Origin of the sequence: Helicobacter sp. NHP22-001 (assembly GCF_030270165.1) — a bacterium.
GTDB lineage: Bacteria > Campylobacterota > Campylobacteria > Campylobacterales > Helicobacteraceae > Helicobacter > Helicobacter gastrofelis.
In genome coordinates, this window is the sequence record NZ_BSWS01000003.1 from 43,900 (window position 1) to 65,980 (window position 22,081).

Sequence of the window (22,081 nt, forward strand, 5' to 3'; positions counted from 1 at the left end):
AAAGGACTTTTATGCAATTAACCATTGACAAGGTGCGTTTAGAGAGGGCGTTGCAACATTTAGTGGCGTTCACCGACCGCAAAGACCTCGCCAACATCGCCTCCCATGTCTGTTTAGAAGCCAAGGACGGGGGACTGCGTTTAGAGGCCAATGACTTAGAAATGGGGTTGTGCCTACACCTAGAGGCGCACATTGTTAAAGAAGGGAGCGCGACTTTTAACGCCAAGCACTTTTTAGACATTGCCTCCAAACTAGAAAATGGAGATTTGTCTTTAGAAGCCGATAGCGACTTCGTGCATGTGCGCTTCAAACGCTCTAAATTCAAGCTTCCCTTGTTTGATCGCAACGACTTTCCTGCCTTTCCTAGCCACGACAATCTACCCTTTTTGCATTTTGGAGACGGGGCACTTAGCGAATACTTTAAAAAGCTCGCCCCCGTGATCAAAACCAACGCCTCCAAGTACGAATTTGGGGGGGTATTGATGGTGCTTAAAGAGACTTTAGAGTTAGCTGCCACAGACACCAGGCGTTTGTCCTTGGTGCAAATGGACGCTGAGAACATGCCAGAGGAGAGCTTAAACACCGAATACATTTTACCTAAACGCGCCATGCTAGAGATCAGCAAGCTCTTTGAAAGCGACTTTGACATGTTCTATGAGCCTAAAGACCCGAGCATGTTGTTCTTTAAAAATGACGAAATGGTGCTTTACTCTAAGCTCATCGGGGGCAAATACCCTAACTACGAGGCGATTTTCCCTAAAGAGTTCGCCCACCAATTCGAGCTAGAAACCCAAAGCTTTAAAGAAGCCATCCAAATCACAAGTGCCCTAAGCCCCACGACTAAAATCGTGTTCTACCCCGAGCACATCGAGTTTGAATCGCTAGAAAATGAAAGCCCAAGCTTTTCAAGCACCTCGATAGAAACCAAAACCCCCCTTGAGGGCTTTGAATTGCAGGTGCAAGCCCGCCACCTCTTAGACGCTTTAAACACCTCTGCTAGCGCAAACTTCACCCTCTCTTTAAACCAAAGCACCGACCCCTTCTTGGTGGAGAAAGACGGCTTCAAAACCTTGATCATGCCCTTTGTGTCCTAAAGGGCGACCACCACGCTAGAAAAATGCGTGTAGGTAACAAAGGCCTTGTTGCCCCCCTTTTGGGCGAACTTGACATGCTTTTTTTGTGTGTAGTCGATCGCCACCTTGAGAGCTTGTTGGCTCTCACTGGCATAGGCAAGCTTGGCAAGCAAATGGCAGGCTTTAGAAAGCAGGCTAGCTGAGGGGCGGTTAGGGTGGGTGAAAAGCAGCATATGTGCGCTGGGCTTGTCTTTAATGTGCGCCCAAGTATCGCCACTACGCCCCGCCTTGAGTAAAGAGCGGTTTTCGCTCTCATTGCGTCCAATGCCTACCCTCACCCCCTCAATCTCAAAACTCTCCCAACTGCTAGGCTTTTTATGCTTGCTTTGTTTGTTGGGGGTCAGCACCCTTAGCTCGTCTAAATTGCTTTGGGGCAACAGGGCGATTTTGGCTTGCAAAAAGGCGATTTTAGACTCTAAATTCTCTTGTTGGGTGGCGATATGCAAAGCCCTTTGCTGGCACTTCTTGGCTTCTTTAAACAGCTTATTGGCTGCATCGCTTAAACTCCTAGAGTTCTTAGGCAGGGGGATTTGTTCGTTTTCTAAACACAGCACGCCCTGATACAAGCTCTTAGGCTCTAGCGCGTGCAGATGGCATAGGATTAAAGAGGCTTGGCGTTGCTTCGTGTGGCTTAACTCTTCTAGCTCTTTAGGGCTCGATAGGGTGTTTAAAATGGCTTTTAAACTCTCTTGTTTTTTTAGCCACGCATTTTTTAGGCTCGCCCTTTGGCTCTCTAGTTGCTTGTTTGTGGTTTGTGTATGCAATTCTTGTAAGGCTTCTAGTAGGGCTTGGGTGGATAGATCTTCTTGAGGGGGGCGTTTAAAGGGGGGCTTGTCTAGAGGGGCTAGGGGGGTGTTTTTAAGCACGGGGCGCACGCTCTGCTCTAGGGACACAAAATGCAAAGCCTCGAGCACCACGCCCTGCGGGCTTATTAAAATGGCGTTGCTGTGCTTGCCCGTAAATTCTAGTTGCAACACGCTTTGGACTTTTTTATAGCTCGTGGCGCACTCTAAGACAATCTTTAAAATCCGGTCTTCATTCTCCAAAAAGCAATCTAAGATTTTGGCGTTACTAGCAAACTTCTCTAAAGCAAGGTTAAAGGGGGTTTTAACAAGCTCTAAAGGCGTGGGGTCTAAATAAATGTGGCTGGCCCCCTTTTGCATGCAGGCTTTAAAGGGGTATTTTGGGGTGTCTAGGCTTAGGGTGTGTTTGGCGTGGCGGATGGTGATTTTGGGCTGTTCTTTTAGAAGTTTAGCAAAGGCGTTTAACAGGGCGTAAGCAATCAAGGCTTGGGCTTTAACTTCATTTTGGCGTAGGCGATGGCCTCCTTGCCTAAATTGGCATCGACCATGCGGGCAATCTCTAAAGTCTGCTCCTCTTTGTTTAGGGGTTTGACATAGGTTTCTTTGTTGTGCGGATAGACTAAGAAATGCTTGTCGGCTAAAGCGGGCAAATGGGGGGCGTGGGATATGGCAATGATTTGGTAATGCTGACTTAGCTCTTTTAAAATCTGGGCTACGCAGGCACTTTCTTGTCCGCTTAAATTCGTGTCTAGCTCATCGACAAAAATCGTTTGCCCCCCCTTGTGGCGTTTGCTTGCCTTTAGGGCTAATAGGCTTAAACGCAAGCGGTTGTACTCGCCTGCACTGATATTTGCACTCTTGGCACTGCCTAGCTCTAATTCTAAAATCTCTAAGCCACTAGCACTTAAGGGCGTGGCTTGTAACTTTAAGAGTGGGGGCTTTAAAAGCAGTTTTTGGGTGTAGCCTTGTAAATCCGCTTGCATTTTCTCTAAATTGGCTTGGCGTTGCTCTTTTACTTGCAGGGCTAGACGCAAGCTCTCTTGCTCTAATTTGGTGCAAGTCTGCTGGCTTTCTTGCAACAACTGGGCTTGTTGGCTGTAATCCTTGCAACTTGCTTTAAGTTGCCCTAATCTCTCTCTAGCTAAAGCCAAACTCCCATACTTTTTCACCACCCCCCCTAGACGGCTGATCTCATCTAATAGGGCTTCAATGTCTAGGGCCTCCAACTCTTCCAGGGCGTGCTGGGTGTCTAGCAAAAAATCTTGGGCTTCATCTAGGGCTTGCTTTAAAGCTAACGCCTTTGGCTCGGGCAGGGCTTTAAGAATTTTGTCGGTTTGCTCTAGGACTTGCAGGGCAGATTGCACTTCTTGGCTTTGCTTTTCTTGCATTTGATGCATTTTTTTACGCTCCAACAGCCTTTCATACGCCCCATCGCTTAAATCTAGGGCTTGCAATTTAGACAGCTCAAAGCGTGCCATTTCGGCTTGCAGGTCTAGTTGCGTACCTTGAGCTTGCAAAGTTTCTAGCTTGGCTTTGGCTTCTTGGTATTTGGCATACACCTTTTTAAACTGCTCTAGCAATGTGGGGGGGCTGTAGCTGTCTAACAACTCTAAGAGAAAATGCGGTTGCAATTCTTGGGCTTGCTTGTAGCTGGAGATATGCAAGATTAGAGGGCTAAATTTTTCTTGCAACGCCTTTTTGGTGGTGGGCTTGTTATCTAGGATGTAAAGGCTCTTTTTATCCTTGCTGGCAGAGACTTTACCTAATTGCCACTTGGCTTTTAAACTCTTGGCTTGCAAGGCTTTAAGCCCTACGCTGGCTAAAATCGCCCCCACCAAAACGCTTTTACCACTCCCACTCGCCCCACTAACCACATTCAAACGGGGGCTAAACTCTAGCTTTGCCTTAGCAAAGACCAGCCCGCCGACAATCTCTAAACTCTCAATCACAGCCCCACTCCAAAGCCGATATTTTTCGCCGTGCCAAAGCTGCCTTGTTTCTCTTTGGCGATTTCGCTGGCAAAATCTTCTAAGCTAAAAAGGGGGTCTTTATAGGTGGCGACTTTATAGGCGGTGTTTTTCACCACTAGGGCGATTTGCCCTCCGCTTAGGGCGTGTTTGGCGAGCTCTTTAGCGAGGCTCTTTGCTGTTGCCGGTGGGGCGTAGGGGGCACTCTTGGGTAGATACTTCTCCCATAGTTGTACTCTCTGCTCAAAGGTGGGGAGCCTAAACTCTATCTTATGATTGAAACGGCGTGAGAAGGCGGTGTCTAGGGTTTCTAATAAATTCGTGGTGGCAATGAGCACGCCTTCAAACTTTTCAATTTGATGCAAAAAGATATTTTGCATTTGGTTGTGCATTTTATCCGCCCCACTGCTGGCGGTGGTGCGGGTGCTTAAGAATTGGTCGGCTTCGTCTAAAAACAAAATGGGGGGATTCTTGCACTGCTTGGCGATTTTTTGGTAGTCGTCAAAGATTTTACGCACATTCTTCTCCGACTCGCCCACATACATGGATAAAATCTTGGAGCAGTCAAACCCCAAAACTTCTTTTTTAAGGCTCTTAGCAAGGGCTAGGGCACTCATGGTCTTGCCCGTGCCGGGTGGTCCATAAAAAATAATCTTGGCATCAATGTCCTTGTGGCTCTTTTTCTCAAGCCCCCAATCTCTTAGCCGTTGTTGCATTTGTGGGTCCATTTGTTTGAGTAAAATCTCTAGAGTCTCTTTGGTCTTTTGGCTCAACACCACCGCTTCTAAGCCTTCTTTAGGCTCAAGGGCTTCAAATATGTCGCTGTCTTTAAGGATATGCTTTAAGGTGGCATTGGTGCGTGGGGGTGTGGGGGCGGTGATGCTCTCTAGCACCATGTCATGTAAAAAGAATTGCCTAACTAGCCCGTTTTCAAAGGGGGCTAACAGCTCTTCATAGTCCATAATCTTTTTTTTAATTAAGGGGCTTGCTGGGCTTAATAGCAGGGCATTTTCTTCAAGGTCGCCCCCATAGGTGCTTAAAAGTTGTGATAAATTTTGGTGCTGGCTTAAAGAGTCGTCTTCTTTAATGAAGTCTCGGCTGTTGTAAGCGTCTTTTAGCAAGGCAAAGAAAAGCAAGGTCGCTTTGGGGCTTAAATGGTGCTTGTTTAAGAATTTTTGCACGGCTAGGGGGGTTTGCGTGGCTTTAGTGCGGGCGGTGATTTTATGCTCTAAAAGTTGTAAATCTTCTTGGAGTTTAAAACGCCCCCTTAAGCCCACCTTTTGGATTTTTTGCAAAATCTCAATTTTTAAAAACCAATCGTTGAAGTAGTCCAAATGGTCGCTGTAGGGCGTGATTTCTAAAAAGGCGTGCTTGTTGTGTCCGTTTTCGGCAAGCTTAAAGAAATTAGGGCTTAGGGCAATGGAGCTGTCAAACAATTCTAAAAGCAAAATCTCTTGCCGTCTAGCCCGCTTTTCTTGCACCACCCATTCTAAATCTAAGAGATTTTTCACACAGGACAAGTAGGGCAGGGCTTTGGCTTCTTTGGCTTTAAACAGGGTCTCTAGCAAGTCGGCGACTTCTATGTCGCTTTGCCCCTTTAAATACTGCGTGGCTAAATGTTGCAAAATCCGCCCTTCTTTGGGGCTGCACTTGAGGGCGTAGAAAATGCGGGCTTGGCAAATGTCCTTAGCTTGGATAAAGTCGGTGAAATAGCTAGTGTTCATGGATTTATGGAGTCTTCTTTGCCCTTAGCGAGCAAAATAATGGGCGTGCCTAAAAAGCCAAACTTTGCCCGCAAGGTGTTGGTTAAATAGCGTTTGTAGCTAAAGTGCAGGGCTTTGGGGCGGTTCATCACTAGGGCAATTTGGGGCGGACAGGACGCAAATTGCGTGCTGTAATAAATGCGTACAATCTTGCCATGATCGCTAGGCAGGGGGTGTCTCTCTGTGGCTTCGCCAATGACTTTATTTAAAGTGCTTGTGCTGATACGCATAGAAAAGTAGCGGTGTACTTCTAGGATTTTGTCCTTGATTTGGGGGATATGGCGTTTAGAAATGGCACTGGCGGTGATGATAGGGGCGTGTTGCAAGAATTTAAACTTGTGCTTGAAAGTCTGTAAAATATTCTCAAAACTGGCGTGACGGATGTCCCACTTATTCAGCACCACCACCACGCCCAAGCGAAACTCCTCAGCCAAAGATGCGATTTTTTCATCCAAATCCACAAAGGGTGCGCTCACATCTAGGATTAGCAGCGCAACATGGGATTTTTCTAGCACTTTACGGGTGCGATCGAGGGCAAACTTCTCTAGCCCCTCAATCTTGCCCCTTTGGCGTAACCCGGCTGTATCCACAAAGCAAATTTCTTGCCCGTTATGCTCTACGCTCTCATCCACTGGGTCCATGGTCGTGCCTGCTACGCTAGAGACTAGCGATCGCTCTTTAGCCACCAAAGCGTTTAAAATGGAGCTCTTGCCGACATTCACCCGCCCGATAATACCCACTTGGATTCTCTCAGGGGTTTCTTGCACTTGGGGGGCTTCTAGGGGTTTGAGCTTAAAGTGCTTTAATATGGCTTGGGTGAGCTTGTCTAGCCCTCGATTGTGGCTTGCCGACACAAAAAACATGTCTTTCACGCCTAGACTTGCAAACTCATAGGCACTTAGAACCTCGTTCTCATTATCCACCTTGTTGATGAGCAAAAAACAAGGGCGGTTTTGCTTTTGGACACTTAAAATATGCCGCTTGTCTGTGTCTTGGGGGGGGACTTTGCCATCCACGACATACAAGATCAAATCACAACTTTGCACCGCCCCCATGTTAAAAGAGGCGATTTTGTCCCCAAAGATATGGGCGGGGTCAAAGCCCCCCGTGTCCCACAACTCCACGCCATGCCCTGCAAGCAAAAAGGTCTGTCTTTTAATGTCTCTTGTGGTCCCCGCAATGTTAGAAGTGATCGCGCTGCGGCTTTTTAAAAAACAATTAAACAGCGAGCTTTTACCCACATTAGGCATGCCTAAAATGGCAATCTTAAGCACCGAGCCCCCTTTTTTATAGCGATAGACCCCAAGAGACTTAAAACCCTCTCATTTGAAAATCCAAATTATGGTAAAATGGCGAGTTTAGGATAAAAAACCCACCGAATGGGGCGATATTAGTAGCATTTGACTTAAAGAACGCTTGTATCCCTAGTGTAGGGGTTTGGCGCATGTAAAAAGGGTTTTTATGGAGCGGATTTGGGCGCACAGAGGGGGCTTTTTGTTGGCGTGTTGCTTGGGGGTGTTTTTTGGGTGCGGACAGCCACAAAACCATGCCCCTATCAACTACAACTTCAATTACAAAGAGGACATCACAAACACAGTCAACCAAAACCATTTACAAGCTTCTAGAACCGCCCCTATTATTACAAGCCAAACCAAACACATTATTCGCCTAAAGACAAATGGACCTAAAAAAGTGGTCTTCTCCCAAGAAAATTACTACCCCTTAAGTGAGGGTGAAGTCGGCATTGAAGAGGCACATGGCAAGTTGTTTTTAGATGTCCGCTCTCCTAAATTGCAAAGGTTCATGCAGGGCGAAGTGCTTTTAACCAAAAGACAGACCCAAACCTTTAAACTCAACAACGCCTCCACCCAAATCACTAACATTGAGGGGCGCATTAAAACCTACGAATACACCCAAACCAAGCAAAAAGATCACAGCATCAACGCCCCCTACCAACGCTATACCCTGCAACAAAAAGCCCCAGCTCGTTTTGAAATTGCCATTGACAAAATCCCCTATGAGTTTGACACACAGGGTTGTAGAATTGTGATTAGAAAACAACTCATCGACACCTTTGCCAACAGCAAGGAAGTCATGATTAACTTAGATTTTAAAAGGGAACTGCGCAACAAAGCGGGCTTTGATTTGTTTTTAGAATGCCCTTGGTAGTGGCGACCCCTGAAAGATTTGAACTTCCGTTTCCACCTTGAAAGAGTGGTATCCTTGGCCACTAGATGAAGGGGTCTATCAAAAAGGTTTAATGGGGAAGTGGCGGAACGGACGGGACTTGAACCCGCGACCCCCTGCGTGACAGGCAGGTATTCTAACCAGCTGAACTACCGCTCCGTGGTGGTCGCTATAAGACTCGAACTTATGACATCCACCTTGTAAGGGTGGCGCTCTACCAACTGAGCTAAGCGACCTTGTGGTGACTCCTAGGGGATTTGAACCCCTGTAACCACCGTGAAAGGGTGGTATCCTAACCACTAGATGAAGGAGCCTTGGTGACCCGTGTTGGATTCGAACCAACGGCCCATTCCTTAAAAGGGAATTGCTCTACCTGCTGAGCTAACGGGTCAAGCACACAAAAAGGCAATACTACACTATTTTAAAGATTTTGTCAAGCTCACAATTAGAATAAAAGGGGCGAAGTGCTTTGGCTTTGTTGGGGGATTGCCGTGCCCTTAATGGTGTAATAGGTTTCGCCATTGATGTGTTGCACCACCACATCTTCGGGGACATCAAAGTGCCGTTTAAGATTAGGATCAAACTTTAAAACCTTTTTCATGAAGTCGCCAAAGACGGGTGCAGCCACCACCCCTCCCGTCATCGCCTGCCCAATACTCGTATTGTCGTCGCGCCCAAACCACACAATGGCTTGCAAACTCGGGCTAAAGCCACAAAACCACGCATCTACATAGTTATTCGAGGTCCCTGTTTTGCCTGCAATCTCTAAACCAGGCACCTGTGCCCTATGCCCTGTGCCCTTTTCCACAACATTTTTAAGCACAGATAAAGTTAAAAAGGCTTGGGCTTGGCTTAAGATATTTTTAGGGGTCATGAGCCTTAGAGGTTTATCCTGCCCCCTTGCATCCGTAACGCTTTCAATCAGTGTAGGCTCTACAATGCTGCCATAATTAGAAAAGAGCGAATATTGCATGCTCGCCTCTAGGGGCGAAATACCAAAACTACCTAGCGCAATGGACATATTCTTAGGTAAATCTTCAAAACCAAAAGAACTAAGCCCTCCATAAACCGTGCCAAAACCGACATAGTCCACTAAATTAATTGTGGCAAGGTTGAGCGAGTGGGTCATGGCTTGTTGAAGGGTCACCAAACCATTGACTTTGTAGTTGTAGTTTCTAGGGCGCCAGTGGCGCTTTTTAGGAATTGTGCCGTTGCGGTTATCGAAACTGCGCGCCATATCGGGGATTAAGGATGCACTCGTTAAGCCATTGTCAAAGGCAATTTGATAAATAAAAGGTTTCACCGCACTGCCAAATTGGCGCTTGGTCTGTGTGGCGCGATTAAAAGCGCTCTCTTGGTGATCCACCCCACCCACAAGGGCTAAGATATGCCCACTCTTGGTTTCTGTCACCACCATTGCGCCATTTAAAGTGCTGTCTTCTTTTTCGTGTAGCCGTCTAAGTGTGCTTGTGTATCCTAATTTTAAAGACTCTTGCGCAAATCTTTGGTAATCCAAATCAATATAAAGTTTAATCGTGTAGCCTCCCGTTTTTAGGTCGGGCAAGAACCCCAGAGTGCGCACCACTTCATCCACTACATAGGGAGCGACATTTTGGGTTGTGGTGGTGTGGTAGACCTTAGGCACCTCGTTTAGGGCCACATCCATCTCTTTTTGGCTGATCCAACCCAAATCGTACATGCGTTTGATAATGCCATTAGCCCGTGCTAGGGAAAACTCCAATCGCCTAGTGGGGTCATAAAAAGAGGGCGCACGAGGCAAGGCGACCAGCATAGCAATTTCCTTCAAGCTCAAAAGGGCTAGGGGTTTTTTAAAGTAACCAAGGGCGGCGGTTTTGATGCCATAAAAGCCGTGTCCAAAAAAGGTTTGGTTAAAGTAGCGTTCTAAAATCTGCTCTTTACTTAATACTCGCTCCAATTTGAGCGATAAAACTATTTCCTTAAGCTTGCGATCCAAGGTCTTAGCCCGGGTTAAGAGCATGTTTTTTACAAGCTGTTGCGTTAGAGTGCTACCCCCCTCGGCGTATTTTTGGTTGCGTAAATTCTTAATAAAAGCACGCAAAATTGCATCCAAATTCACGCCATTGTGCTCGAAAAATAAGGTGTCTTCTACAGCTAATAAGGCTTCCACCATGCGCGGGGGGATTTCATTAAAATGGGTGTAAATACGAAACTCTTTATCGTAAAGGTTGGCGATGAGCCGCCCCTTAGTGTCTACAATCTTTGTAGTTAAGTTGGGCCTATAATCCACCACACTTTGGATATCCTTGTCTGCCTCTTGCCATAAGTAAAACAAATACCCCCCGCCAAAGACCCCACCCAAAACTACGGGCAAAATAAATAAAACCCATAGGATTTTTTTAAGAACTTGCATTAAAATTTCTTTTTATTCGCATCCTCTAAAATGTCTTGAGAAATGCGATCGATGTTGTTACCCACTTCTAAAGAAGTGTTGGCGATAGTGAGATTGTTTTGCGTGTCTTTTTTGAAAGCTTGTAAAGAGGCGTTGATCCCCTCCACGCTTTGGCTCTGGGCTTTAATGGACTCAGAAGTGTCGGCGATGCTTTGCACCAAAACATTAATATTTGCCTCAATTTCACCCAAGCTCTTTTGGGTGCGCTCGGCAAGTTTACGCACCTCATCAGCCACCACGGCAAAACCCCGCCCGTGTTGCCCAGCACGCGCCGCCTCAATGGCTGCGTTTAGAGCCAGTAAGTTTGTTTGGTCAGCAATGTCTTTAATGATCTCCACAATGTTTCTAATGTCTTGCCCCTGTGCAATCATTTCCTCACTTTTTTGGCCAATGCTAGCGATGCTCTCTGTGATAGATTCGATAGATTTAGAAGTTTGGAGCAGGTTTTTATTTTGCTGGTTTGCGCTGTTTGTGAGCTGATCAACACAGGCTTTTAAACCCTTTGATTCTTTTGTGAGTGCACTGGCAAAATCTAGCGAAGTGCGCAACATTTTTGTGATCTCAGTTCCTAAAGCATCGATGGCCCTTTCAACATCACCAGAGGGGTTAGGGATACTCTTCGTGAAGTCTAAGGCTTGGTAACGCTCAAAAGCTTGGTTAATGATTTGCATATAAGAGCCTATGTGTTGTTGTAAATACACCACCACATCGTTAAAGAGTCCTCTAAGTTGCAAAAGATCCGGGTTATTGGGCGTGGCCGTGATCTTTTGCGTAAAATCCCCCTCTTTAATGTGGCGCACCACAGTGAGCATATTTTCAATGGTCGCGCTGTCGGCTTTGGTGTTCTCGTGGATTTTTAAGATGTTTTCATTAATGGATTGTTGCATATGCCCGATCTCATCGAGCATTTTAGGTTCGACAATGTGCACGTCTTTATTGTTTTTAGGGTCGTTAAGCAGTCTAAAGAAACTACGCAAGGTGTCAGAAACCACTCCGATACGATCGCCCACGAGATAACGCACAAGAAAATAGACGATCACCACCAGCACCACCACCATCACTAACCCCATGACCAAAATCAATTTTTGCAAATAACTGGCTGCGGCAAAGATTTCTTTTTTACTTGCAAACCGCGCGACAGCCCAATTGAATTTAAAATCATCGGGACCAATTTTGCTAAATATGTCAAAGGATTTCACCACTAAAAAACTATCTTTATTGGTGCTGATGGCGTGGTAATCCATAGCCCCAGAGCGGTTTTCACGCACCATCGCCACCAAGTGTGCTGCCGTAGGATCGTGATTGACATCGCTTAAGAGTTTGCCTTGGATACTTTTGTTGTATGTCAGCAATAAATAGCCGCTTTGTTGCATCACAAAGGTGTCGTTTTTACTGCGCATGACTACATCAGCAAAACCATCAATGCTAACAAAAGCGATCATCACCCCCACTAATTTAGTTTTGCCATGTTCATCCTTGTTGAGAGGCACCGCCAATTCAAAGCCGAAGATTCTTTGCCCACCAATCTCTCTAAAATAGGGTTTTGTTTTGAGGATTTTGCCATCTGACAACACCTGACGCGTGATCTTAGGATTATAAAAATCCTTTTTAATGGAAGTTTCTAGGGTATCGCCCACCTTGCGCGTGATGTAAGATCCATTAGGATCACCCACAGCGGACACGCTAACCAGTTTCACACGCACGATGCTATTTAAAAACTTTCGGATCAACTGCTGTCTTTCGCTTTCATTGTGGGTTAAATCAATGGAGGCGAGATTCTCCGCTAAAGTGCTCATGGATTCAAACATGCGATTCATCACCCTTTGCAGGCGGGCGGCGTTTTCATCGATATTTCTCTGCATGGTTTGAATGGCGGTGTTGCGTGTAACAGTCCTCACCTGTTTGCTGATCACCACCCCCATGGTTGTAATACCCAACACCACCACCACGCACACACCCACAATGATCTTAGCGGCAATCCCTAATTTAGAAAACATAGATCTCCCTTCCATCCTCGATTTATGGTGGTTCTAAAAATCTTTTTTCAAAATCTCTTCTACCTTGAGAATCGAGACCAATTTATCCTCCCGCTTGCCAATACCATAAATCAGCTGGTCATTTTCCAAAAGGGTTTCGGGCACCGGATCGATGTCGGATTGTTTAATGCGGATTGCCTCTGTCAAGCGGTCGATAAAAAAGCCGGCAATTTGGTCGTTGTGGCGCACAACTAAATAACGCATGTCTTTATTGAGCTTTTCAGCAGGTAAGCCAAACTTCAAGCGCAGACTAATCAAAGGAAAGACATTGCCCCTAAGATTGAACACCCCCAACACATAATTAGGCGTTCCAGGCACGCGCGTGTAGCCTATGGGTTTGACAATCTCTAAAATATTTAAAATGGGGATGGCGTATTCCTCGTTGCCGATGATAAAGCCGATGAATTGTAAAATCTCCTCATTGTCCTCAAGTTTTTCATCTTTATTACCCTTTTTCTGCTTCTCAAACAGCTCTTTTAATGCCATTGCGTTTTGTTGCATATGTGTTCCTTAGTCCTCTAATTTAATGCTGCGCTTAACCACATTTGCCAAATACTCGGGGCTGTAGGGTTTAGTGATGTATTCGGTCATGCCACTCTCCACGCCCCTAATGCGGTCAGTCTTGGTTACCCTTGAGGTTACGGCGATGAGGGGCAGGTTTTTAAACTTATTGTATTTACGCACCTCAGCCGCAAAAGTGTAGCCGTCCATTTTAGGCATTTCAATGTCTACCAAGACCGCATCGGGGGTTTTGTCGGCGTTTTTCACCATTTCTAGTCCCTCCAAACCATTTGTGGCTTCAAGCACGGTTACGCCTAGCGGTTTTAAAGATTTACGCATCACCGCCCTATCCGTGCTGCTGTCATCAATGGCTAAGATGATATAATCGCTGGGGTTGTTTTTGGCGTTGGAGTTTTGCGCCTGATCCATCAAGCTATTGACATTGACCTTGATGTTTTTAGCCATCTCCATCATTGTGCCAACATCCACAATGAGCGTGATCTTGCCATCGCCACGCACCGTAGCCCCCGCAATGCCCTTTGTACTTTTTAAATAGTAACCCAAAGACTTGATCACGACCTCCTCTTGCCCGATCAAATAATCCACAATCAGTCCAATCTTTTGATCGGCTAAACCAATGATGACAACGTACACCTCTCTAGAGGTCTCCAAGATCGCATCGACTTTAAAAATATCTGCCAAACGCACGAGCGAAAGCACTTCATCACGCAAGCGCAATACACTCTTGCCATCTACGCTGTAAATCTCATCTTGACTAATACGCACCGTTTCAAGCACTGAAGATAGGGGGATGGCGTAGTATTCCTCTTGCACGCCCACGAGCAAAGCCTGAATAATGGCTAGGGTTAAGGGGATTTTGAGCTTTTGCGTGGTCCTTACCCCCACTTCTGACTCCAACTCAATGATCCCATTGAGCTTTTCAATATTCGTTTTCACCACATCCATGCCCACACCCCGCCCGGATACATTGCTTAAAGTCTTGGCAGTCGAAAAGCCGGGCTTAAAGATGATGTTTAAAGCCTCTTTGTCCGTCATTGTGGCGGCTTCTCTCTCGGTGATCACGCCCTTTTCAATGGCTTTTTCTTTAAGTTTTTTAGGATCTAGTCCCGTGCCATCATCAGTGATTTTAATCACAATGTGGTTACCCTCATTGTAAGCACTTAGCTCCACACGCCCCGTTTCAGGCTTGCCTAGCATTTTGCGATCTTCGGGCTTTTCAATCCCGTGGTCGCAAGAGTTGCGGATAATGTGGATCAAGGGGTCGCCAATCTCCTCCACAATGGACTTGTCTAGCTCCGTTTCCTCTCCATCGATCACAAGTTCAATGCTCTTGCCAAGCTCTCGGCTCAAATCACGCACCATACGGGGGAATTTATTAAAGACCTTACCAATGGGTTGCATACGCGTTTTCATCACAGCTAATTGAAGGTCTGTGGTTACGGCTGAGATCGAAGACACCACTTGGTTTAACTCTTCTAGGAATTTTTCTCCATCGTAGCGTTCCTCCACATCCCCATAAATGCGGATCAAGCGGTTCTTACCCAACACTAGCTCCCCAATGAGATTCATTAAGTGATCGAGCCGCCCTACATCCACACGCACGGTCTGCTCCACACCAATGGCGACCGATTTTTCGCCCTCTTTTTTAGGCGCACCTGGCTTTGCGGCTGCTTGGGTGGGCTTTGCTGGTGTGGGTTTAGGCGTAGGGGTGCTTTGGGGGCGTGCGTCTTGTGTGGGGGTGTGTTGCGCTGCGGCGCTTTGTGCCTCTTCTTTCCTTTTCTCTGCCCGGCGGGCTTTGTCCGCTTCTTGGCGTATTTTCAAAAGCCGTTCGATCTCTTGCTCCACTTCTTGTGGGCTCATATTGGAGTAATTTGGTTCGTCCTCTGTTTTGCTCTCTTCTTTTACTGCAGTTACAGCTTCTGCCTTAGCTTCTTCTGTTTTTGCAGGTTCTGTAGGCGTATCCTCTTGGGCTGGGGTTTGTGCGGGGCCATCTTGCACAATGGCTTGTAACTCTTTAGTGATCCCCTCAATGTCTAGCCCAGCATTAGCATCCGTGCCCGTGTCGCGGATATTCACCAACAAAGTTTTCATCATATCCACAGAGCGCAACACGACATCCATCACATCTGGAGTGATCTTAAGCTCATTTTTACGCGCGCGATTCAGCACATCTTCCATATTGTGGGTCAAGTGCGTCAGGGTGTCAAGGTTAAGAAACGAGCTTGAGCCTTTAATGGTGTGTGCGACCCTAAAAATGCGGTTTAATAAATCCAAATCCTCCGGGCTATGCTCCAACTCCACCAAGTCCTGGTCGAGTTGCTCGTTCATTTCAAAGGCTTCGACTAAGAAGTCCTCCATGATCTCTTTCATATCATCCATAAAACACCTCTTCCTTAAATTCTTTTATTATACTTAAGATTAGCCTAAAATCTTAGCAATCTCGTCCATGAAACGATCGGGGTCAAATTTCACTAAGTACCCTTTTGCGCCTAAATCCAACGCCCTTTGGGTATTGTAGTCATCGCAGATAGAAGAGTTAAAAAGTAGGGGGATTTGGCAAAAGCGCGGGTCTTCTCGGATTTTAGAAAAAAAATGGAAACCATCCATCTTGGGCATCTCTACATCGGAAACAATGATTTTTAGATTTTGGTCCAATTTGTCTTGATATTGCGCATAGAGCATTTCTAGCTTGGCTAGACCATCACGACCATCCACCGCCTCCACGACTTGAAAGCCTAATTTTAGTAAAGTCCGCTTGATAACCGCACGGGCGGCTCTACTATCATCCACAAACATGGCAAGCCCATCAAATTTCTTAACTTGGCGTTTTGTCATGTGGGTTTTGGAAACATGCAGTTGCAAATCATCTAAAATACTCTCTAGATCCAAAATTAAAAGGGTTTTATCCCCATCGATCTTTGTAGTGCCCGTGATTTTATCCTTACGCACCGTGCTGTAATTACTAAAGGTGGCCGGCTCAACTTTTTTCCAATCGATACGCCGAATACGCTTAACTGCGTGCACCATAAAGCCCATTTTAATATTGCTAAACTCCGTGATCACCACGACCTTTTCAATCGCACGATTTGCATCTTCTGTGATCCCTAGCCACTTGGAAAGATCGATTAAGGGGATGATTGTTGAGCGCAGATCAAAAACCCCCAAAATATAATCCAAGTTTGCAGGACATTCAAAGATTTCAGGCATCATGATGATCTCTTGCACCTTGGATACATTGATCCCATAAATGCCCTCAAAGGGCTGGTTGTCCTGCAAGCCGAAGATTCTAAAGTCCACTAACTCAATTTCGCCCAAATTCAAGGCGGTGTTCAAACTTTGCTCCGTCAAGTACCAACCCCATTTGACAATTTTAAGAACTTTTTGATTTTAGCTTATTTTCTCTTAGTTAGCGTGGATTAAGGCAGCGTAGGGCAGATATTCCAACCCAAATCAGTAAATTTTACCACCTCTTTTGTGCAGTAAAAGGAGGGTAGGGCCACATACAGTTGGCTTTTTTGATAAATGCAACCGATATGAAAATGCCCTTCGATCACGCCCCATAAGGGTTGTGTGCTGTTTTTGGTGCAGCAGACTAAACGGGTTTTGGCAAAGCGTGTGAAATCCAAACCACTTTGGGAGAAGTTTTTAATTTTTTTGGCATAAATGGGAGTGCTTATAGCAGTGTAAAGTGGCTTTATGTGGGCTAAAAACCCTAAAATTTTTAACGCTAGCCTACTTGAGAGTAGGCGGATATACAGACCATAACCAAAACCTAAAAATAAATCCCCGTGCATTAGGTGATAAAACTTATCTTGGCAACTAAAAGCTACGGGTTGAGCATTTCTAGGGTAAATTGTGGTGTTTTTAAGCTGTGGTAAAGACTGCAGACCAAAATCGTGGTTGCCTTCAAAGTAAAAGACCGGTATTTGTCGACTCAAACTCTCTATTTGCTCTAAAACGTCCAATGGATGCGTATACGCCACACTCCCCACTAAGATTTGGAAAATATCACCCATTAAAAAGAGTTGGCTAGGCGGCTTAGCCAAAAGCTGCTCTAAAAAATTAGGCAAATCAACCATGCCCTCTTGGTGGTGGGCATCAGCAATAAAGAGCGCCCCCTCTAAGATTGTAGGCAAGGGTGGGGAGAGTGTGGGCAGTTTTCAACCGCCTCCCATGAACTGCAAACACTCTAAGCGGTCGTTTTCTTTAAGCGTGGTGTAACTCCACTTCTCTCTTTTCACCACAGCCTCGTTTAAAGCCACTGCACACACCTGCGCTTCAATACCCAACTCTCTAATGACCATATCGATGTCTAGGGGTTTGTCAAACTCTCTTGCTTGCCCATTAATAAAGACTTGCATGCTCTTCCTTACAAATTAAAGCCCCATTATAAACAGAAACGCCTAAAAACCCTATATGATTGTTTGAAAAATAAAGGCTTACCATGTTGCCTTGCTACTTAAGGAAGAAAGAGTGGTTCAAAGAAATTTGCAAATTTCATGGAATCTAGCCACAACACTGTTCATACAACACCAAAGAGCTAAACGTCTATTGCCGGTTATAGGGGCAAAAACCTAGTCATAAAGCTGAAGCTATACTATTGTGTGCAATTCCATATAAATGGGTGTTTGGACCACGAAATAGTGAGTATCATTGCTCTATACAAAACCATGGATCTTTTTGAGGTCCAATGACAGACCCCCATTTCGCAACCCTGATGACCTTACTTGTAAGTTCTTAACACTGCCCGAAAGTCCATCGTCTCTACTGCTAGATAAAGCAGACGACACTAAAAACACCTCACTTGCACCTGCCCAAAGCACCGATGGTGAGTGGATTATGCGCTTTAGCGACCGTGGCACATTGTTTAAGGTCAGTGATTAGAAGTGGATTGCTAGGCGTTTCTAATATAGGGTTTAGTGTTAGATTTTATCGCCTTTGGTATCTGTGTGGAATCGCTGGTGTCTAAGATTGTGCAAAAAAGTCCATTTTTAGCCAGCACTTTATCAAATAGGCGAAAAACCCCTCCATAAACATCATCGCCTAGCAAAATATAATTGCCTGATTGGAATAACGAGAATACGGCGTGAATGCCTGCTAAACCCGAAGCAAAGATAAAGCCTTTAACCCCCTTCTAGCTTAGCAATGAGATCTTCTAGGGAAAAGCGGGTTGGGTTACCCATTTGGGAATATTCATAACCTTTGGGGCAACCCACCCTATCTTAGCAGTAGGTGGATATTTGGTGGATGGCACACCCACCGCTCCTATCGCCCCATCCTTGCTAATCCCCCCGTGGATTAATTTTGTTTGTAAACGCATGCCCATCTCCTATTGATAAATACCTTTGGATAGATAACGATCAACTATTATGTTAGGGAAGATTGTTAAAACTTGACTTCTCTCTAGTGGACACTGCACCTCGATAGTAAGATTCTAAGTCAGCAAGCTCAACCTAGCCAAAAACCTACACTTTATGGTAGTATTCAAGTCGGTTTAAAGTTAGATAAGTGGTTGTGTGCAAGTGTTAGGATATGTGGTGTGATGGCTAATAAAGATTGTAACGCTGGCTTTACTAATGGATGTGTAGACTTGCTAGATATTTTAGCGATAGATCACCTAATTAGCGTAGCTGAAGCAGGAAGACAACATAGGTCTAAATTCTGTATTGGTTGGTAGGATTTTATAGGATTTGGTGCGGTTTCGTAAATTTTTAAAAATGCTTAAACAAAACTTTAAGACTTTGTATGGACTAGAGAGGCTCAAAGCCTTCATCACGGACATGTTTATGCTCTACACCCCGCTTTTATACTTCACAACCTATGTTATTTTGGGCTCGGCTCAGGCGTTTAGGCAAAATCAAATGGCGGTGTTTGCGTGCGTGGCAGGCTTTGGTCTGCTCTCTAGCGTGTTCTTGTGTGTGAGCGGACAGACCCCGGGGCTGCGCTATGTTGGGCTTAAATTAGTCTGCACAAAAACACAAAATAAGGTGGGCTTTTTGCGTGTATTGCTGCGCTTTTTTGTGTGGCTTGCGGTGGCGAGCACGCTCATAGGTCTGCTCTTGCCCTTAATGCGCCCCAATATGCGGCTCTTGCACGATGCGTTGTGCAACACCGCCATGCAGAAGGTTTAATTCTTTTGGCTACAATGCGCCCTTTAGGTGTGGAGATAAAAAGTGTATTTTAACCGAGAACTTTCGTGGCTGCGCTTCAACACGCGGGTTTTAGACCAAGCCTGCGACACCCGCCTACCCTTGTTGGAGCGTTTGAAATTCCTAGCCATTTATGGGACGAATTTAGACGAGTTTTATATGATCCGCGTGGCTGGGCTAAAGCACCTAGCCGACAACAACATGACCACCACAAGCTTAGATGATTTAAGCCCAAGAGAACAGCTTGAGCGCATACACGCCTACGCCGCTGCTGAACAAAAAATCGTGCAAAAGCAGTTTTTGGGTTTAAAAGAGTCTTTAAGTAAGCATGGTCTAAGCCTTAAAAGTGTGGCAAGCCTACCGGTCAAATACCACTCTAAATTGCAAGCCTATTTCCACAAACACCTATACCCCATCGTTGTGCCGACCTTACTCGACCTCAACCGCCCCTTCCCCTTTGTGCGTAACTTGAGCTTTGGGCTTGTCTTTGAGTTGGAGCGCAAGGACGGAGAGATCGTCTATGGAGCGGTGAAAATCCCCTCTTTGCTTAAACGCTTTGTCCAGATCGACACGGGCGTGTTCGTGGCGGTGGAGGAGATCGTGCAAAAATGCGCCCCCTTGCTCTTTGAAGGCTACACGATTTTAGAAAGCATGGTTTTTCGAATCACCTGCGATGCCGACATGGAGATCATTGAGGATGAGGGGCATGATTTGGTGGATCGCATCAGCGAGGGACTAAGGACGAGAGATCGGGGGGAGGCGGTGCGCTTGGAGGTGGGTGGGGGGAGCGTGCATTTGCGCCAAATTTTAAGCACCCAAATGCCCGGCGTTACTTTATACCCTAGTCGCATTTTGCTGGACTTGGGGCGCTTGTGGGAGTTGGTGGGGTTCAAAGGCTACACCCATTTAAAAGCCCCCGTGTTCGTGCCTAAGATTCTGCCCCCCTTAAGCGGCATTGACTTTTTAGACAGCCGGGCGTTCTTTGAGCTGCTCGATCAACAAGACATTTTATTGTTCCACCCCTATGAGAGCTTTGATCCCATCGTGCATTTTATCCAAAACGCCGCTGAAGATAAGGATGTCGTGTCTATCCGCATGACTTTATACAGAGTGGGTAAAGAGTCGCCCATCGTTAAAGCCCTCACAGAGGCTGCACCCTACAAGCAGGTGAGCGTGCTCGTGGAGCTTAAAGCCCGCTTTGATGAGGAAAATAACCTGCATTGGGCAAGGGCTCTAGAAAATGCCGGTGCGCATGTGATCTATGGGGTGTCTAATTTAAAGGTGCATGCCAAGGTGGCGTTGGTGGTGCGCCAAGTGGGTGATGCCTTAAAAGAGTATGTCCATGTCAGCACGGGCAATTACAACACGCTTTCGGCGAAAGTCTATACGGATTTGAGCCTGCTTAGTGCCAACCCTAAAATCGCGCACGACACCCTAAAGCTCTTCCACTCGCTAGGCACGGGCGTGAGTGCTAAGACGCATTTAAGCACGCTTTACATGGCCCCCAAACAAATTAAAAACAAAATCCTCTCTTTAATCACCCATGAAATGGGCTTGAAGCGCAAGGGGCGGATCATTTTTAAGGCGAACGCGCTTGTGGATAAGGACATCATCGATTGCTTATACAAAGCCTCGCAGGTGGGGGTGAAGATTGATTTATTGGTTAGGGGGATTTGTTGTTTGCGCCCACAGGTTAAAGGGGTGAGTGAAAACATTCGGGTTTTCTCCATTGTGGGCAAATATTTAGAGCACGCCCGCATTTATTACTTTGCCCACGACACGCACAAGCTGTATTTCTCCAGTGCAGACATGATGCCACGCAATTTACAAAAGCGCGTGGAGCTCTTAATCCCCGCCACTTCTAAGGCGATCCAGCGCAAAATGTTGCATATCTTGCATTTGCAACTCAAAGACAACGCCCAAACCTACGCCCTGCAGGCTAGCGGCGAGTATGTGCGCCTAAGCTCCACAAAGCCCCCTCTAAATGCCCAACTGCTGTATGAAAAGATTGTGAGCGCGGCTGATGACACCTAAGTGGTTATTTGCCCTAGAAGCTGAGAGGGCGCACGCCCTCGTGGAATGTGGTTTAAAAATTTGGGGCAAGTTGCCCCACGGCTTTAGGCTGCCAAACCCCGCCCTAGCCCAAGAGATTTTGGGCTTAAGCCTGCCTAATCCGATCGGGCTAGCTGCGGGCTTTGATAAAAACGCCACGATGGTCGTAGGGCTTAGCCATTTGGGCTTTGGCGCAATAGAGGTGGGCACGCTCACACCCAAAGCGCAGCCGGGCAATCCCAAGCCTAGAGTTTTCCGCTACATTGACAAGCAAAGCCTACAAAACAGCATGGGCTTTAACAATGCAGGGATTAAAAAAGCCGTCCAAAGGCTAGAGAATTTACCCCCCCTGCCCTGTCTTATCGGGGTGAATTTGGGCAAAAACAAGGACACGCCCCTAGCTGAGGCTCTAAGCGATTATGAAAAGGCGTTAGAGGCAAGCCTTGGCGTGGGGGATTATTATGTCTTTAATCTCTCCTCGCCCAACACCCCGAATTTAAGGGACTTGCAAAATGAGGACTTTGTGAGCGAATTGTTTTCTATGGCAAAAGAGCGCACCCACAAGCCCCTATTTTTAAAGGTCGCCCCCGACATGCCAAGAGATGCGCTCTTGGTGGTGTGTGAGCGGGCGATTAAGGCGGGGGCAAAGGGGCTCATTGCCACAAACACCACCATAGATTATTCTTTATTGCCCGGGGCACGCACAAGCGGGGGGCTTAGTGGGCGGGTGTTGCATGATAAGGCGAAAGCGGTGTTTGCAGAGGTGGCAGAGGCGTTTTTTGGCAAGGTCATTTTGGTGGCGGTGGGGGGGATTAGCGACGCTAAAGAAGCCTATGAGCGGATCAAAATGGGGGCGAGTTTCGTGCAGATATTCACGAGTTTTATCTACCAAGGCCCTGCAATTTGTAGACAAATAAACCAAGATATAGTAAAATTGCTCCAACAAGATGGGTTGAGCTCAATCCATGAGGCTGTTGGGATCGGACAAAAAAGGTGAAGCATTTGGGTCGTTTTTTTGTTTTAATTTTAGTACTAGGT

Annotated in this window: 16 protein-coding genes, 5 tRNA genes and 2 pseudogenes; 5 read left to right on the forward strand and 18 right to left on the reverse strand. The window is 46.2% G+C overall.

Going from position 1 to position 22,081, the window contains the following annotated elements; genetic code table 11:
• Window positions 1-11 precede the first annotated feature (11 nt).
• Window positions 12-1,094, forward strand: a complete 1,083-nt coding sequence (gene dnaN / locus QSJ47_RS03790) for a DNA polymerase III subunit beta (RefSeq protein WP_285602481.1) — start codon at window positions 12-14, stop codon at window positions 1,092-1,094.
• Here dnaN and QSJ47_RS03795 read toward each other — a convergent pair.
• The 4 genes from QSJ47_RS03795 to der are packed head-to-tail and all read right to left on the reverse strand — an operon-like array spanning window position 1,091 to window position 6,940.
• Window positions 1,091-2,419, reverse strand: a complete 1,329-nt coding sequence (locus QSJ47_RS03795; RefSeq protein WP_285602482.1) for an NFACT family protein — start codon at window positions 2,417-2,419, stop codon at window positions 1,091-1,093. The two genes, dnaN and QSJ47_RS03795, sit on opposite strands and share 4 nt — an antisense overlap.
• A complete protein-coding gene (locus QSJ47_RS03800) occupies window positions 2,416-3,885 on the reverse strand; it encodes a DNA repair protein RecN (protein WP_285602483.1) in 1,470 nt (489 codons plus the stop codon). The genes QSJ47_RS03795 and QSJ47_RS03800 overlap by 4 nt, the downstream gene beginning before the upstream one ends.
• Window positions 3,882-5,627, reverse strand: a complete 1,746-nt coding sequence (locus tag QSJ47_RS03805) for an ATP-binding protein (RefSeq protein WP_285602484.1) — start codon at window positions 5,625-5,627, stop codon at window positions 3,882-3,884. Before QSJ47_RS03805 ends, QSJ47_RS03800 begins: the two co-directional genes overlap by 4 nt.
• Entirely contained in the window at window positions 5,624-6,940 is a 1,317-nt protein-coding gene (der, locus tag QSJ47_RS03810; protein ID WP_285602485.1) for a ribosome biogenesis GTPase Der, read from the reverse strand. The genes QSJ47_RS03805 and der overlap by 4 nt, the downstream gene beginning before the upstream one ends.
• 187 nt (window positions 6,941-7,127) lie before the next feature.
• Between der and QSJ47_RS03815 the strand changes: the two genes are divergently transcribed.
• Window positions 7,128-7,835, forward strand: a complete 708-nt coding sequence (locus QSJ47_RS03815; protein WP_285602486.1) for a cell surface protein — start codon at window positions 7,128-7,130, stop codon at window positions 7,833-7,835.
• On the opposite strand, the gene QSJ47_RS03820 is transcribed toward QSJ47_RS03815, so the two are convergent.
• The 14 genes and pseudogenes from QSJ47_RS03820 to QSJ47_RS03880 all read right to left on the reverse strand — a co-directional run.
• A tRNA-Glu gene (locus tag QSJ47_RS03820) sits at window positions 7,836-7,911 on the reverse strand.
• A 24-nt stretch (window positions 7,912-7,935) separates the two neighbouring features.
• Window positions 7,936-8,012, reverse strand: a tRNA-Asp gene (locus QSJ47_RS03825).
• A gap of 1 nt (window position 8,013) precedes the next feature.
• Window positions 8,014-8,089: transfer RNA gene (locus tag QSJ47_RS03830), tRNA-Val, on the reverse strand.
• A gap of 3 nt (window positions 8,090-8,092) precedes the next feature.
• Window positions 8,093-8,167, reverse strand: a tRNA-Glu gene (locus QSJ47_RS03835).
• A gap of 1 nt (window position 8,168) precedes the next feature.
• Window positions 8,169-8,244: transfer RNA gene (locus QSJ47_RS03840), tRNA-Lys, on the reverse strand.
• 54 nt (window positions 8,245-8,298) lie between these two features.
• Window positions 8,299-10,245, reverse strand: coding sequence for a transglycosylase domain-containing protein (locus QSJ47_RS03845; protein ID WP_285602487.1), 1,947 nt, complete (start codon window positions 10,243-10,245; stop codon window positions 8,299-8,301).
• Complete coding sequence (locus QSJ47_RS08275) at window positions 10,245-11,354, reverse strand: methyl-accepting chemotaxis protein (RefSeq protein WP_502875116.1); 1,110 nt, start codon at window positions 11,352-11,354, stop codon at window positions 10,245-10,247. Before QSJ47_RS08275 ends, QSJ47_RS03845 begins: the two co-directional genes overlap by 1 nt.
• A 42-nt stretch (window positions 11,355-11,396) precedes the next feature.
• Window positions 11,397-12,296 (reverse strand): annotated as a pseudogene (locus tag QSJ47_RS08280) (methyl-accepting chemotaxis protein); the annotation flags it as partial.
• An 18-nt stretch (window positions 12,297-12,314) separates the two neighbouring features.
• Window positions 12,315-12,806 (reverse strand): chemotaxis protein CheW, encoded by a 492-nt coding sequence (locus QSJ47_RS03855; protein WP_221272553.1) that lies wholly within the window; start codon window positions 12,804-12,806, stop codon window positions 12,315-12,317.
• Window positions 12,807-12,830: 24 nt separating this feature from the next.
• On the reverse strand, window positions 12,831-15,221 hold the full coding sequence (locus QSJ47_RS03860) for a hybrid sensor histidine kinase/response regulator (protein WP_285602489.1): 2,391 nt from the start codon (window positions 15,219-15,221) through the stop codon (window positions 12,831-12,833).
• A gap of 39 nt (window positions 15,222-15,260) precedes the next feature.
• Window positions 15,261-16,190, reverse strand: a complete 930-nt coding sequence (locus tag QSJ47_RS03865) for a chemotaxis protein (protein ID WP_285602490.1) — start codon at window positions 16,188-16,190, stop codon at window positions 15,261-15,263.
• A 68-nt stretch (window positions 16,191-16,258) separates the two neighbouring features.
• Complete coding sequence (locus tag QSJ47_RS03870; protein WP_221272225.1) at window positions 16,259-16,978, reverse strand: UDP-2,3-diacylglucosamine diphosphatase; 720 nt, start codon at window positions 16,976-16,978, stop codon at window positions 16,259-16,261.
• Window positions 16,979-17,002: 24 nt separating this feature from the next.
• Window positions 17,003-17,203, reverse strand: a complete 201-nt coding sequence (thiS, locus tag QSJ47_RS03875; RefSeq protein WP_221272226.1) for a sulfur carrier protein ThiS — start codon at window positions 17,201-17,203, stop codon at window positions 17,003-17,005.
• Window positions 17,204-17,666: 463 nt separating this feature from the next.
• Window positions 17,667-18,162: pseudogene (locus QSJ47_RS03880) on the reverse strand (PLP-dependent transferase); the annotation flags it as partial.
• 373 nt (window positions 18,163-18,535) lie between these two features.
• Here QSJ47_RS03880 and QSJ47_RS03885 point away from each other — a divergent pair.
• From QSJ47_RS03885 to pyrD, 3 genes are read left to right on the forward strand one after another with little or no spacing between them, the layout of a single operon-like run.
• Window positions 18,536-18,973 (forward strand): RDD family protein, encoded by a 438-nt coding sequence (locus tag QSJ47_RS03885; protein ID WP_285602491.1) that lies wholly within the window; start codon window positions 18,536-18,538, stop codon window positions 18,971-18,973.
• Window positions 18,974-19,015: 42 nt separating this feature from the next.
• Window positions 19,016-21,025, forward strand: coding sequence for a polyphosphate kinase 1 (gene ppk1 / locus QSJ47_RS03890; protein WP_285602492.1), 2,010 nt, complete (start codon window positions 19,016-19,018; stop codon window positions 21,023-21,025).
• Window positions 21,015-22,040, forward strand: a complete 1,026-nt coding sequence (gene pyrD, locus QSJ47_RS03895) for a dihydroorotate dehydrogenase (quinone) (protein WP_285602493.1) — start codon at window positions 21,015-21,017, stop codon at window positions 22,038-22,040. Before ppk1 ends, pyrD begins: the two co-directional genes overlap by 11 nt.
• Window positions 22,041-22,081 lie beyond the last annotated feature (41 nt).

Coding starts and splice junctions, on each gene's coding strand:
- QSJ47_RS03805 (WP_285602484.1), bottom strand. CDS start 5,627: ATGAACACTAGCTATTTCACCGACTTTATCCAAGCTAAGGACATTTGC.
- QSJ47_RS08275 (WP_502875116.1), bottom strand. CDS start 11,354: ATGGGGTTAGTGATGGTGGTGGTGCTGGTGGTGATCGTCTATTTTCTT.
- QSJ47_RS03815 (WP_285602486.1), top strand. CDS start 7,128: ATGGAGCGGATTTGGGCGCACAGAGGGGGCTTTTTGTTGGCGTGTTGC.
- QSJ47_RS03845 (WP_285602487.1), bottom strand. CDS start 10,245: ATGCAAGTTCTTAAAAAAATCCTATGGGTTTTATTTATTTTGCCCGTA.
- pyrD (WP_285602493.1), top strand. CDS start 21,015: ATGACACCTAAGTGGTTATTTGCCCTAGAAGCTGAGAGGGCGCACGCC.
- thiS (WP_221272226.1), bottom strand. CDS start 17,203: ATGCAAGTCTTTATTAATGGGCAAGCAAGAGAGTTTGACAAACCCCTA.
- QSJ47_RS03860 (WP_285602489.1), bottom strand. CDS start 15,221: ATGGATGATATGAAAGAGATCATGGAGGACTTCTTAGTCGAAGCCTTT.
- dnaN (WP_285602481.1), top strand. CDS start 12: ATGCAATTAACCATTGACAAGGTGCGTTTAGAGAGGGCGTTGCAACAT.
- QSJ47_RS03855 (WP_221272553.1), bottom strand. CDS start 12,806: ATGGCATTAAAAGAGCTGTTTGAGAAGCAGAAAAAGGGTAATAAAGAT.